Origin of the sequence: Serratia quinivorans (assembly GCF_052113645.1) — a bacterium.
Taxonomy (GTDB): Bacteria; Pseudomonadota; Gammaproteobacteria; order Enterobacterales; family Enterobacteriaceae; genus Serratia; species Serratia quinivorans_B.
In genome coordinates this window covers 306,144-319,901 of the sequence record NZ_JBIEIU010000003.1, presented here as the reverse complement: position 1 = coordinate 319,901, position 13,758 = coordinate 306,144, and the positions used below count along the sequence as shown (strand labels likewise).

The following is a 13,758-nucleotide window of genomic DNA, read 5'->3' as shown; positions in this document are numbered from 1 at the left end:
CCTACAGGGATTTTTCAACCAACGCCAGGCTGGGGGGCAACTTGCTCACCAGCGTATCCACCGCCAATCGAACCTTCAACGGCAAATGCGGCGTTTGCGGCCATAGCGCATGAGTCTCGAATGACCTACCGGGCCGATCGCGCATCAACCTGATCAACTCCCCTTTCAACAACGATTCTCGCACCAGCCAGCAAGGTAACCAGGCAATGCCAAACCCCGCTACCGTGGCATCCGCAATCGCCTGCAGGTCATCCATTTGCAGTCGTTTATTCGGTATGACTTCCTGCTCTTTGCCGCAGGTATCCAGGATCAACCAGTGACGCACTACGCCGGCACGCATGTAGGTCACCGCGTCATGCTGCGCCAACTGTTCGAGAGTCTTGGGTTCGCCGCGGCGCAACAGATAATCCGGTGCTGCGCACAACGTCATGCGGTGGTCGCCAATGCGCCGCGCCACCAGCCCGTTACTGCCGACCAGCGCACCGTTGCGGATCGCCAGATCGAAACCGTCCTCAATCAAATCCACCACGCGGTCGTTGAATGACAACTCCAGCTCCAGTCCAGGATGTTCGCGCGCCATGCCGGTCAACAGCGGTGCAATGCACATGCGGCCGAATAACACCGGCATCGACACCCGCAACCTGCCGCTGACCTGCTGCTTGCCCGACTCCAGCAGCGTTTCTGCGGTACGGATCTCCTCCAGTGCGCGCAGACAGCGTTCGTAAAACAGCGCACCATCGTCGGTCAGACTCTGACTGCGGGTGGTGCGGTGAAACAGGCGCACGGCCAACCGCTGTTCCAGCCGGGCAATGGTTTTCCCTACCGCCGAACGCGATAGGTGCAACCGGCTGGCCGCCAGCGCAAAACTGCCCGCCTCCACCGCAGTGACAAACACCGAAATGCCGTTCAATCGATCGGTCATGTTTTGTAGCCCTGAAAGAAACAATCAAAGGAAATCTTATCGCCACTGGCGAACCCTAATCAACGATAATATCAGCAGGTCTGTTTATCGCTGACTTTGGAGTCAATCATGGCCGAAACAATGCAACGCTGGACAATGGACGCCCTGGGGCGTCAGCACCTGCAACTGAACGAAAGCGACATTCCGCAACCGGGACCGCATGAGATCAGAGTGAAAGTGAATGCGGTATCGCTCAACTACCGCGATAAGTTGGTGATCGAAACCGGCATGGGGCTGGAATTGCCGCAGCCCTTTACGCCCGCCTCCGACATGGCCGGTGAAGTTGATGCCATTGGGGTCGGCGTCACCCGTTTTCAGCCCGGCGAGCGGGTGATTTCCACCTTCAGCCCCGGCTGGATCGATGGCCTGCAAAAACCGTACGGCAATGCACGCACCCCGCCGTACCGCACGCTGGGCGGTTTTTATCAGGGCATGCTGGCGGAATACGTGGTGCTGCACGAGGACTGGCTGACGGCCGCGCCCACGTCGCTGGACGATGCGCAGGCCAGCACCCTGCCCTGTGCCGGGCTGACCGCCTGGTTCGCGCTGGTTGAACGGGGCCACCTGCACGCCGGGGAATCGGTGCTGGTGCAGGGCACCGGTGGGGTAGCGCTGTTCGCGCTGCAGATCGCCAAGTTGCTCGGTGCCGAGGTCTATGTCACCTCCGGCAGTGACGAGAAACTGGCGCGCGCCAAAGCCCTGGGTGCCGATCACGGCATTAACCGCCTGAATGGCGACTGGGTCGAAGAGGTGTACCGGTTATCTCGGGATCACGGCATCGACCATGTGATTGATACCGTGGGCGGCCCTAATCTCGGCAACTCGGTACGCGCCGTGGCGGTGCAAGGACGCATTTCGGTCATCGGGGCGCTGGAAGGTTTCGAAGTCTCGGCTCCTGCAGGGCCGCTGTTGCTGAAATCGCCGGTCATTCAGGGGATTGGCGTCGGCCACCGCCGGGCGCTGGAGGATCTGGTGCGGGCCGTGGACATCAATGCCTTGCAGCCGGTGATTGACCAGCGTTATCGCTTTGACCAATTGCCGCAGGCGCTCGATCACCTCGAACGTGGGGCATTTGGCAAAATCGTGCTGACGCGCTGACCCCCGCCTGGCTGCGGGCTTAGCCTTCCATCATTAAAGGCGGGTTATCGCGCAGTCGGGCAACTTCGTCGCTCGGCGTCACGCCGAAGAAACGTTTGAATTCGCGGCTGAACTGCGAAGCACTCTCGTAGCCGACGCGGATCGCAGCGGTGCTGGCCTTCAAGCCGTCGTGCACCATCAACAACCGCGCCTTGTGCAAGCGATAGGATTTCACATATTGCAGCGGCGAGGTGTTGGTCACCGCCTTGAAATTATGGTGAAACGCCGAGATGCTCATATTCACCTCCCCCGCCAACTGCTCAACGTTGAGGCTGTCCGCATATTGGTGCTCGATGCGTCGCAGCGCCTTGGCGATTTGGCTGAAGTGGGTGTGGCGGTTAACCAGTTCCTGCAATGATGCCCCACAGGCACCACGCAGCACGTGGTAGAGAATTTCGCGCACAATCTGCGGCCCCAGCACGCGCGCATCCAGCGGTTTGGCCATCACGTCCAGCAGGCGTTCGGTGGCGCACAGCAACTCTTCCGACAGCTCGGCCAGGTTCACCCCACTGCTTTCTCTGCGCGGTTTCATCAGGTAGTCGTCATCACCGATGTCGATCAGCAGATCCTGCAGCATCTGACTGTCGATATTCACCGCCAGCCCCACCAGCGGCAACTCAGGGCTGGCAAAGGTTTCGCATTCGAACGGCAACGGCACCGTCATCAGCAGATAATTGCGCGGATCGTACTGAAAGACCCGGTTACCGCAGTAACCGACCTTATGCCCCTGGAAAATGATCACCACGCCCGGCTCATACATCACCGGCTGGCGCGGGCAATGGCGATCAACGTAGAGGATTTTCACCTGCGGCACCGGCGAAGGCGTGTAACCGTTACTCTCGGCAAAACAAGCCGCCTGGCGCGCCATGCGGCCGCGCAGTTCATCGATTTCGCTCACGGAAACACCCTCTTACATTAAGAACAATTCGGCATAAATAATAGTTTAAAACTCTACTTTTCTACAACGCTTTGTAGAAATAGGCAAGACTCGGGCAGGAATGTGCATTGTGATGTTGGGCCAAGTTACTGACAATACACCTCAGATATTTTGCGCCAACGGCGCTTGCCCCATGCAGAGAAGAGACATTACCCATGCAAAACTTTATTCTTCATACCCCCACCAAAATCCTGTTCGGCCAAGACCAAATCGCCGGGCTGGCACAGCAGATCCCTGCCGACGCACGCATTCTGATCACCTACGGTGGCGGCAGCGTGAAGAAAAACGGCGTGCTGGATCAGGTTTATTCCGCATTGGCGGGCCGCACCGTGCAGGAGTTCTCCGGCATTGAGCCTAACCCAACCTACGAAACGCTGATGAAAGCGGTCGAGGTGGTACGTGCAGAAAATATCGATTTCCTGCTGGCCGTCGGCGGCGGTTCGGTGGTTGACGGCACCAAATTCATTGCCGCGGCGGCCCACTATCAGGCGGATGCCGATCCATGGCACATCCTGAAAACCGTGGGCAGTGAAATCAAAGGCGCAGTGCCAATGGGTTGCGTGCTGACCTTGCCGGCCACCGGTTCTGAATCCAACAGCGGTGCGGTGATCACCCGTAAAAGCAGCGGCGACAAGCAGCACTTCTTCTCGCCACACGTGCAACCGCTGTTCGCGGTACTGGATCCGGTAGTGACTTACTCCCTGCCGCCGCGTCAAATCGCCAATGGCGTGGTCGACGCCTTTGTCCACACCATTGAGCAGTACCTGACCTACCCGGTCGACGCCAAGGTGCAAGACCGCTTTGCCGAAGGCTTGCTGCTGACGCTGCTGGAAGATGGCCCGCGTGCGCTGTCCGAGCCGGAAAACTATGCCGTACGCGCCAATGTGATGTGGAGCGCCACCATGGCGTTGAACGGTCTGATCGGTGCCGGTGTACCGCAGGATTGGGCAACCCATATGCTGGGCCACGAGTTGACCGCGATGCACGGTTTGGATCATGCCCAGACGCTGGCGATTGTGCTGCCTGCACTGCTGATCGAGAAAAAAGCGCAGAAACGCGAAAAATTGCTGCAGTACGCCGAGCGCGTCTGGGGTCTGCGCGACGGCAGCGAAGACAGCCGCATCGACGGTGCCATTGCCGCCACGCGTGCTTTCTTCGAACAAATGGGCGTGCCCACCCGTATGGCGGATTATCAGCTCGACGGCAGCTCTATCCCGGCACTGCTTGATAAGCTGCATCAGCACGGCATGACCGCACTGGGCGAGCATCAGGACATCACTCTGGAAGTCAGCCAGCGTATTTATGAGGCGGCGCGTTAATCGCAAACCCCGTTTTTCCTGCTAGGCTTTAGTTTCGACTTCTCTCCTGCGCCCGACCGATCATCGGGCGCAGTTCAGCGCTATCTCTGCGCTGCCGATCGCTTCGCATGACATCATCTCGTTAATCCATGGGAGAAAACATGACCTGTAGCCGCCCTATCCCGAAACCGTTGGAATTTGGTTAGCAAACTCAGCACTCGCCCAATTTGCCAACTAGAATTTATTAATAGCCGTTTCCGGTGCATGCAGTGCAGCACTGGGCAATCCGTTGACAAGGAGATACGCATGACAACGCAACAACCCATCATCAAACTCCACGATGGTAATCTGATGCCGCAGTTGGGTCTCGGCGTTTGGCAGGCGAGTATTCCAGAAACCACCCAGGCAGTGCTTAAAGCGCTGGAGGTGGGTTATCGCTCGATTGATACCGCTGCGATCTACAAGAATGAGGAAGGGGTTGGCAGCGCGCTGCAATCCGCCTCAATACCCCGCGACGAGCTGTTCATCACCACCAAACTGTGGAATGACGATCAGGGCGATCCGCAAGGCGCACTGGAAACCAGCCTGGAAAAACTCAAGCTGGATTACGTGGATCTGTATCTGATCCACTGGCCGAAACCGCAGCAGGATCAGTACGTGGATGCCTGGCGCGGGTTAATCAAACTGCGCGAGCAGGGGTTGGTCAAGAGCATCGGGGTTTGTAATTTCCACACTCCGCATCTGCAGCGCCTGCTGGATGAAACCAATATCGCACCGGTGATCAACCAGATTGAGCTGCACCCGTTGCTGCAACAGCGCCAGTTGCGCGCCTGGAACGCAACGCACCATATCGCGACCGAATCCTGGAGCCCGCTGGCACAGGGCGGCGAAGGGGTATTCGACCAACCGGTGATCAAAGACCTGGCGGAAAAATACGAGAAGACCCCGGCGCAGATCGTGGTGCGCTGGCACCTGGACAGCGGTCTGATCGTGATCCCGAAATCGATCACGCCGTCGCGCATTCGTGAAAACTTCGAAGTCTTTGATTTCAAATTGGATAAAGACGAACTGGGCGCTATTGCCAAACTGGATATCGGCAACCGTCTGGGGCCGGATCCGGACTCACTGTAATATGACTCAGCCCTGTTGTTTAATGGTAGGGGCGCTGCATGCCGCGCCCGATAACATAATCAATGGGTTAAATCGGGTCGAACATGTTCGACCCCTACAGGTTTAGCTCTTAACAGCCCTCTCCTCTGGAGAGGGCTGTTTTATTCCCCGCTACAACTGTTCGCCGTTAGTGGCGATCACCCGCTGATACCAGCCAAAGCTCTGCTTCTTCTTGCGTGCCAAATTGTTGTCGTGATCGACATACACAAAGCCGTACTGTTTCTGATAGCCGTTGAGCCACGAGAGCAGATCGATAAACGACCACGGGTAGTAACCACGGACATCCGCACCCTGCTCGATCGCGGCACCGATCGCCTGAATATGATCGCGCAGGTAATCAATGCGCGGTTGATCGCGAACTTCACCCTCGACGATCGGATCCTTGGCCCCCAACCCGTTCTCGGTAATGTAGATCGGGATATTGCCGTAGCGTTTGACGATGCGTCCAATGGCGTCGGTCAGCCCCTGCGGATAAACCTCCCAGTCCCAGTCGGTGTAGACGCCGTTCGGGTTACGTACCTGTTTAAACAGCCCCTTGAAGCCCAACTCGCGCCCGCTGCCCTTCTGCCCGCTGGTGTTGATGGCATAACCGTCCACGTCGTCGTTGTGTGCCACCATTTCGCGTTTGTAGTAATTCAGGCCGATAAAATCGACGATATTCTCTTTCAGTAACGCCTCATCCCCCGGAGCGAAATGCGGCACGCCAAAAGCCTGCTGCGCCATCGCCAACAGCTCTGCCGGGTATTCCCCTTTCAGCACCGGATCGTACAGCCAGTGGGTGAAGATCCCTTCGGCGATCTCGCAGGCGCGACGATCCTGCGGCGAATCGCTGATCGGATCGTTCGGCTGCAACACGTTGACGAAGCCGATCTGGCCGTTGATCTTCATTTCACGGAAGCTTTTTACCGCACGGGCATTAGCCAGGAACACATGGTGACAGGCCTGAATCCCCTTTTTCGGATCGGTCAGTTTGGGCGGGTGCGCTCCGGTGATATAGCCCATGCCGATAAACACGATGGTTTCGTTGAAGGTGGACCAAAGCTCAACCCGGTCGCCAAAACGCGCGTAACACAGGCGTGCATATTCATCAAAAGCCTCGACGATCTCACGCGATTCCCAACCACCAAACTCATCCTGCAACGCCTGCGGCAGATCCCAGTGGTACAGGGTGATCATTGGTTTGATATTGTGTTTCAGCAGTTCGTCGATCAGATCACTGTAGAATTGGATCCCGGCCTCGTTCACTTCTCCCCGCCCTTGCGGCAACAGCCGTGGCCAGGAGATCGAGAATCGGTAGGTCTGCATCCCCAGTTCAGCCATTAGCGCCACATCTTCACGGAAGCGATGATAATGATCGACCGCGACGTCGCCGTTAGTGCCCTGATAAGTGGTGCCGGGCAGATGCGAGAACAGATCCCAGTTGGACAGCCCTTTGCCGTCGGCATCAAAGCCGCCCTCAACCTGATAAGACGCGGTCGCCGCGCCCCAGAGAAAGTCTTTCGGAAATACGCTCATTGGTTTTGCACCCCGTTTTGCTCCAGTAATCGATAAATTCTCACCAGTTCCTCCACCAGATCGCGCGCCAGCATGGCATTCATGATGTGGTCTTGCGCATGCACCATGATCAGGTTGACCGGCAGCTTGCCTTCCCCCTCGTCAAAACCGATCAGTTCGGTCTGGGTGGCGTGAGCGCGCTTCGCCGCCAATTGCGATTCCGCCAGCAGGATATCCACCTGATCCCACTGATACTTACGCGCCGCGTACAACGCCTGCATGGCGCAACTGCGCGCCTCACCGGCGTTGATGATCAGCTCCATTACCGCCGTTTCCATGTCGATCATTCGGTAACTCCTTGTGTTTGTTCAATCTGCTCCGCTTCGCTCACTTCCTGATCCAGCAACTGTTGCTCATAGACTTTGAAGAACGGGTAGTAGATCAACGCCGAAACCGCCGCCAACAGCAGGACCAACAGCGCCGCGCGGAAATCCCAACCGGTGGCCCAGGCGGCGCCAATCGGTGCCGGGGCGGTCCAGGGCACCACCGAGATCACCCGACCGATCAGATCCAGTTTCACCGCCGCATAGGCGATGATCGAATTGACGATCGGTGCGGTGATAAACGGGATAAAGAAGGTGGGGTTCATCACGATCGGCGTGCCGAAGATCACCGGTTCGTTGATGTTGAAACAGCTCGGCACCAGGCTCAGCTTGCCGATCGAACGCAGGTGAGCCGAACGGCTACGCAGATAAAGCAGTACCAGCCCAAAGGTGGCACCGGACCCGCCGATCACGATAAAGAAGGTCCAGAAGGCCTCCATAAAGATGTGCGGCATCGGTTGGTTGGCAGCCAACGCGTCCTGGTTGATACCCAGATTGGTCAGCCAGAACGCCTGCAGCATGCCGGAAACAATCACCGCGCCGTGAATGCCCGCGAACCACAGCAGATGGCCGATCAGCACCGCCAGCAAGATCGCCGGCAACGAATCCGCCGCGGAAATCAACGGCTGGAACAGCGCCATGATCGCCTGCGGCAACAGCAGGTTGAATTGGTGCTGCACCAGCAGGCTGAGCGGATACAGCGTGATCACCACCGCCAGGATCGGGATCAGCAGATCGAACGACTGCTTGATCTTGGCCGGCACCTGTTCCGGCAGCGAGATGCCGATATTGTGCGCCTTGAGAAAGCGGATCAGTTCAGTGGTGTAAATCGCCACCAGAATGGCGGTGAAGATCCCCACGCCGCCCAGGGCTGCGGTCGGCAACATTTTTTCGCTTTGCGGCGCGGCAACCAGCAGGAACGACATCAGGGCCAACATCGCCGCCATAAAGGGATCAAGCTTATAACTCTGCGCTAAGTTGTAGGCAATGGCAGCGGTTATATAGATCGACATCACCCCCATCGTCATATTAAACGGGGTGAGAATTGCGACCTGATGTTTGTCCGCCGCGCCCAGCCACCATTGGGCTATTCCCCAACTGCTGTCGGCGGAAAAAGGCGGGTAGGCAAATACCAGTAAAAATGAACCGACAATCATAAACGGCATGGCGGAAATAAAGCCGTCGCGGATCGCCATAATATGTCGCTGGGTCGATAATCTCCCGGCTATCGGGCTGATGCGGTTTTCAATAAAATTAAATGCGGCCTGGCTGATACTCATGGTTCAACCCTCGGGATGTTCTGAGTCAAAGGTCACAGGACGGGAAAGCCGGCGCAAACAGGCTGATACCGGCGGCCCCAGGCGGGATCAGTGTTGTGCGATCATCTGTAAGGCTTCGGCAAGAATCTTATCGCCGCGCATCATGCCGTAATCCATGCTGTTTATCACCGCTATCGGTTTATTTTCCCTGTCGGCAATCTTTTTAAAATCGGCCAGCTTATATTTAATCTGTGGCCCCAGCAGGCAGCATTGGTAATTCGCCAGCGTGGATTCAAATTCCTCCAGGCCGACGGCAATAATATCAACCTCAATACCCTGCTCTTCAGCAGACTTTTTCATTTTATTCACCACCATACTGGTCGACATCCCGGCGGCGCAGCATAAGAATATTTTTTTCATCCGTTCTCCTGCCATTAATAGGTACAAATGATTCAGTTGAAGAATGAGTATGGTTTCAAAAACGAAAAAACCGCAACCGGTTTCAGTAACCGGTTACAGGGTTTAAACGGGTTCTGTGAAGGAGATCCGAATTTTAATTTTCGGACTTAATCGGCTGAATAACTGAGCAGCATAGTCTGGGTGAACCGCTCCCCTTTGGCCAGGCGGCGCAGCCCGCCGAGGCCAGCCATATTATGGCCGTTGGCGGCGTGAGACATGGGTTCCAGGCAGAAAAAGTCGAATTGATAACCCGGATCGAACGCGGGATCCGAGACAAACAGGAAATAAACCGGGCAAGCAGGCTGAGTGTTCATCCGTAACCGGGCCCCCTGCTCCGGCCACTGGATCAGCGCCTCGCCGTTCCAGCCGCTGAAGCCGTTATTCACCCAATGGCGCGGCAACGGCCCAGGCCGGGTGAAATCCATCTCCTTGGTCAGTGCCGTCGACTCGCCCGCCAACCAGTCTTCGGCCTCCAGCCAGTAGGCCCCGGCGGAGGCCTGTATCTGAGTGCGCTCCGTTAACGGGAAGTACGGATGCCAACCCAACCCATAGGGCATTGGCCTTTCGCCGGTGTGCTCCACCGCCAATTCGATACTGAGTTGGTACTGATGCAGGGTGAAATACTGATCTACCCGGTAACAGTAAGGGCCATCCGCATGCTGATAACGCAGGTGGATGAGGCCAGGACCTTGCTCAACACATTCCCATTGCTGCAGCCAGGCGTCGCCATGCAGATAGTGCCGATCCCAGTCGGTATTGGCGCTGAGCCGGTAGTCTTGTTGTTCGAAGCTGAAGCGGTTTTGATTGACCCGATTGCCGAAAGGGACCAGAGGAAAGCACCCCGATTGCAGCGCCGGCGTGGCGTCACTCACTGTCGCAGGCCGCAGCAGCGGGATCTCGCCCTCCGGCCCCTGTGCGGTAAATTTCAATACGCTGCCGCCCAACGAGGACACCACCAGCGAGACGAAGCCGTTATCCAAACTAAACAGTGCCATAGTGCCCCCAGACGTTAATCGGCGAAGTTAATCACCACTTTGCCGCACTGCCCGGAAGCCATCAGCGCATAAGCTTCATCGGCCTGCTCGAGTTTAAAGCGGTGGGTAATGGCCTGATGCGGATGCATTTTCCAGTCGTGCAGATCGGTGCAGCATTTTTCCATATGGTGCAGGCTGGTGACCCAGGAGCCGATGATCCGCCGCTGGTGATGCATCAGGTCTGCGCTGACTTCAAACTCCACCTTGCCGGTTTCACCGATGTAGACAACCCTTCCCCAGTCCGAAGAGGCCTGCAGCGCCAGCAGGCGCCCTTTGGCATTGCCGGAACAGTCGAGGGTGACGTTGGCACCGCCCGCGGTCAATTCGCGAATGCGCTCCGTCACGCCCTCGCCGGTCAAAAAACCGTGATCCATCAGCCCCAGCCGTTTCGCGGTCGCCAAACGTTCCGGGATAACATCGACGCCAATCACCGTTTTTGCCCCGCGTCCCTTCGCCAGCATCATCGCCATCATGCCGACCGGGCCCAGTCCCACCACCAGCACGTGATCGCTGCCGGACACCTCGCCGCGCACAATGCCTTCATAAGCCGTGCCGACCCCGCAGGAGATAAAAGCGCCGTCTTCATAGCTGAGCGACTCCGGCAGATGGATCAGATCTTTTTCTTCTGCCAGCAGGTAATCAGCATGGCCGCCATCCCGCTGCCAGCCATAGGCGGCCTTGCCCACACCGGTGCAGGAAATGGGATAGCCGCGGCGACAGTTACTGCAAAAGCCGCAGCCGGAAATATGGTAAACCAGCACGCGGTCGTTCTCGCGGAAGTGGCGGCAGCCGGCCCCCAGCGCGACGATCTGGCCGCACGGCTCATGGCCGTTAATAAATCCCCGGTACAAAGGCTGATCCGGTGCGGCCGCCGTACCACGGTGCTGATGATAAATATAATGAATATCGCTGCCGCAAATACCGGACGATTTCATTTTAATTAATACCTGGCCAATGCCCGGCTGTGGAATATCCACCTCGCGCAATTCTGCCGTGGCGTTTCCGGGTAAATAAGCCGCCAACATTTTTCCCATACTATTTTCCTTCCAGATTTAATGCGTTATTTTTCGTGACCTGTGAGGCTATTACTTACTGTTCTTTTGCATCACAATAATATTGGCCAGCACCGCCAGAACGATAATCACCCCTCTGACCACCTGCTGGAAAAAGGAGTTAATTCCCAGCAACACCAAGCCGTTGCCAATCAGGGTGATCACCAGTACGCCGAGCAGGGTGCCGAGCATCGATCCGCGCCCGCCGGACAACGCCGTGCCGCCCACCACGACGGCGGCAATCACGTCAAATTCCAGGCCGCTGGCCGCCCCGGCATTGCCGGAGCCCAAACGCGCCGCCAGCAGAATACCGGTGACGGCGGCCAGTAAACCGGCTAGGGTGAATAGCAGCACGCGAATGCGTTTGACGTTAATCCCGCACAGTTGAGCAGCACTGGCATTGCCGCCAATGGCGTACACCGAGCGGCCAAAGGCGGTTTTCTTGCTGATAAACTGAAAGACCACAAACAGGATCAGCATGATCACCGCCGAAACCGGCAGCCCCAACACCTGTCCGCCCAACCAGTCCAGCACCGCGTTTTCGTCGATCGGTACCGGCAAGGCATTGGTCATAAACAACCCCATGCCGCGCAATGCGCTCCATAATCCCAACGTGGCGACAAAGCTCGGCACGTTGAACCTACCGCGCAGCACCCCGGCGACCGACCCCAACGCCGCCCCCAGGCACAGGGCCAATATCAGCGCGAACGGCAGCGGGATTTGGTATTGCATTAAATAAGCCAGGATCACCGAAATAAAGGCCACCATCGGGCCGACGCTGACGTCGATTTCGCCGGAAATAATAATCAGCGTCATGGCCCAGGCGGCAATACCGATAGTGGCGGCATCGCGTAGAATATTCATTTGGTTATTCAGAGAAATAAACCCGGTGGCATAAATGGAAAATACCAGATACAGCACAACAATAATCGCCAACAGGCCAAGCTCATTGGCGTGTTTCGATAATTTGCGGGTTTTGGCTATTTTTACTTCCGGTACCAATGTGGACATTGTCATTACCTCCGATGCCTTCGCGTTCGGGCAGAATTATTGGATCATCAGCACTTCAGACATCAGTTGTTCAACGTCCACGGGTGAGATAAATTCCTTCACTATCGTTCCCTGCTGCAACAATAAGATCCGGTCGCAAACCTGGGGCAACTCCTCCACTTCGCTCGACACGAAAATAATGCTTTTCCCCTCCGCCGCCAGTTCACGCGCAATGCGATAGATTTGGTTTTTCGCTTCAACATCCACGCCGCGCGTCGGCTCATCCAGCAGCAAGATCCGGCTTCTGGCGTAAACCCAGCGCCCAATCACCACCTTCTGCTGGTTGCCGCCGGAGAGCGTCATGACTGGCGTGTCGGTTTGCGCGGTTTTCACCCGCATGCGGCTGACGATCGTCGAGGTTGCTTGCTTAATCTTCGGCCAGTTCAGTACGCCAAAGCGACTTACCGAACGGCTGTCGGTCATCACGGTATTTTCATCCACGCCCAGCAACGGCATGATGCCCTCCGCCTTCCGGTTTTCCGGCGTGTAAGCCATACCGCGTTTGAGCATTTCGGCGTACTTCGGGGAGAGCAGCGTCTCCCCGTCCAGCACCAGTTCGCCGTCGCTGAACGGCGTCAGGCCAACAATGGCTTTCAGCAATTCACTGCGGCCTGCCCCCAGCAACCCGGCAATGCCCAGCACTTCACCGCGCCGCAGCTCAAAACTGACCTGCCGCAATTTGGGTGGCAGCGATAACTGCCTTACCTCAAACACCGTTTCGCCACCCGCCGGAGCCGTCACCGATTGCGTGTGATGATCCTGATGGCCCAGCATCAGATCGACTATTTGCTGGGTGGAGGTGTTGTCCAGCACCACGTCACCGGCCACGCGGCCGTCGCGCATAATGGTGCAGGACGTCGCCAGCCGCCGGATCTCATTCATTCGGTGGCTGACATACACCACCGCAATCCCCGCGGCGGAAAGGCGCATCACCGCTGCCGCCACCAGATCGGCTTCGGCGTTGGCCAGCGAACTGGTCGGCTCGTCGAGGATCACCACTTTGGGATCCCCCTGACAGGCCCGGGCGATCTCCACCAGTTGCTGCTGCGCCGGGCTGAGATCGCGGACCCATTGTTGGGGATCGATATCCACCCCGAGCAGCGCCAGCGCAAGCTGTGCCTGCGTCATCATGCCCTGCGCGTCGATCACTCCAGCGCGCTGCGGCCAGGCGCCCAGACACAGGTTTTCCGCCACGCTCATGTCCTGTATCAGGCTTAACTCCTGATACACCGCCCGCACGCCGAGCTCACCCGCCCGACGGGTCAACAGCGCCTCTGGCCCCTCCAGCAACTGGTCGCCGATAAAGACCTGCCCGGCGTCCGGCCGCTCACTGCCGGTCAGCATGCGGATCAACGTGGACTTGCCCGCCCCGTTTTTCCCCAGCAGGGCACGCACCTCGCCGCGGCGCAGGGTAAAATTCACATCTTGCAGCGCCACCACGCCCGGGTAACGTTTATGCCCGGATTGAATGCGGGCCACCACCGGTTGTTGCGCCACTTCGTTTAAGGCCCTGTCGCTCATGGG

At 57.5% G+C, this 13,758-nt stretch carries 13 protein-coding genes; 3 read left to right on the top strand and 10 right to left on the bottom strand.

What is annotated here, in order from left to right:
• Position 1: 1 nt before the first annotated feature.
• Positions 2-922: a LysR substrate-binding domain-containing protein gene (locus ACGS9J_RS08830; RefSeq protein WP_442230556.1), complete on the bottom strand. Its 921-nt coding sequence runs from the start codon at positions 920-922 to the stop codon at positions 2-4.
• Between the two features lie 108 nt (positions 923-1,030).
• Between ACGS9J_RS08830 and ACGS9J_RS08825 the strand changes: the two genes are divergently transcribed.
• Complete coding sequence (locus ACGS9J_RS08825; protein ID WP_442230555.1) at positions 1,031-2,059, top strand: zinc-dependent alcohol dehydrogenase family protein; 1,029 nt, start codon at positions 1,031-1,033, stop codon at positions 2,057-2,059.
• 19 nt (positions 2,060-2,078) lie between these two features.
• Here the strand turns inward: ACGS9J_RS08825 and ACGS9J_RS08820 are convergent, their stop codons facing one another.
• Positions 2,079-2,966, bottom strand: a complete 888-nt coding sequence (locus tag ACGS9J_RS08820) for an AraC family transcriptional regulator (RefSeq protein WP_442230626.1) — start codon at positions 2,964-2,966, stop codon at positions 2,079-2,081.
• A gap of 224 nt (positions 2,967-3,190) precedes the next feature.
• On the opposite strand from ACGS9J_RS08820, the gene yqhD reads away from it, so the two are divergent.
• A complete protein-coding gene (yqhD, locus tag ACGS9J_RS08815; RefSeq protein ID WP_442230554.1) occupies positions 3,191-4,354 on the top strand; it encodes an alcohol dehydrogenase in 1,164 nt (387 codons plus the stop codon).
• Between the two features lie 285 nt (positions 4,355-4,639).
• A complete protein-coding gene (dkgA, locus tag ACGS9J_RS08810) occupies positions 4,640-5,464 on the top strand; it encodes a 2,5-didehydrogluconate reductase DkgA (protein WP_442230553.1) in 825 nt (274 codons plus the stop codon).
• Positions 5,465-5,614: 150 nt separating this feature from the next.
• Here dkgA and ACGS9J_RS08805 read toward each other — a convergent pair whose 3' ends face one another.
• The 8 genes from ACGS9J_RS08805 to ACGS9J_RS08770 form a co-directional block, all read right to left on the bottom strand.
• Positions 5,615-7,018 (bottom strand): GH1 family beta-glucosidase, encoded by a 1,404-nt coding sequence (locus tag ACGS9J_RS08805; protein ID WP_442230552.1) that lies wholly within the window; start codon positions 7,016-7,018, stop codon positions 5,615-5,617.
• Positions 7,015-7,344 (bottom strand): PTS lactose/cellobiose transporter subunit IIA, encoded by a 330-nt coding sequence (locus tag ACGS9J_RS08800; protein ID WP_099063311.1) that lies wholly within the window; start codon positions 7,342-7,344, stop codon positions 7,015-7,017. The genes ACGS9J_RS08805 and ACGS9J_RS08800 overlap by 4 nt, the downstream gene beginning before the upstream one ends.
• Complete coding sequence (locus tag ACGS9J_RS08795; protein ID WP_442230551.1) at positions 7,341-8,660, bottom strand: PTS sugar transporter subunit IIC; 1,320 nt, start codon at positions 8,658-8,660, stop codon at positions 7,341-7,343. The genes ACGS9J_RS08800 and ACGS9J_RS08795 overlap by 4 nt, the downstream gene beginning before the upstream one ends.
• An 87-nt stretch (positions 8,661-8,747) precedes the next feature.
• A complete protein-coding gene (locus tag ACGS9J_RS08790; protein ID WP_442230550.1) occupies positions 8,748-9,059 on the bottom strand; it encodes a PTS sugar transporter subunit IIB in 312 nt (103 codons plus the stop codon).
• A gap of 146 nt (positions 9,060-9,205) precedes the next feature.
• Positions 9,206-10,093 carry an aldose 1-epimerase gene (locus tag ACGS9J_RS08785; RefSeq protein ID WP_442230549.1) on the bottom strand — a complete coding sequence of 296 codons (888 nt, stop codon included), beginning with the start codon at positions 10,091-10,093 and terminating at the stop codon, positions 9,206-9,208.
• 14 nt (positions 10,094-10,107) lie between these two features.
• Complete coding sequence (locus ACGS9J_RS08780; RefSeq protein ID WP_442230548.1) at positions 10,108-11,166, bottom strand: zinc-dependent alcohol dehydrogenase family protein; 1,059 nt, start codon at positions 11,164-11,166, stop codon at positions 10,108-10,110.
• Between the two features lie 51 nt (positions 11,167-11,217).
• Complete coding sequence (locus ACGS9J_RS08775) at positions 11,218-12,201, bottom strand: ABC transporter permease (RefSeq protein WP_442230547.1); 984 nt, start codon at positions 12,199-12,201, stop codon at positions 11,218-11,220.
• Positions 12,202-12,231: 30 nt separating this feature from the next.
• Positions 12,232-13,755, bottom strand: a complete 1,524-nt coding sequence (locus ACGS9J_RS08770) for a sugar ABC transporter ATP-binding protein (RefSeq protein WP_442230546.1) — start codon at positions 13,753-13,755, stop codon at positions 12,232-12,234.
• Positions 13,756-13,758: the final 3 nt, after the last annotated feature.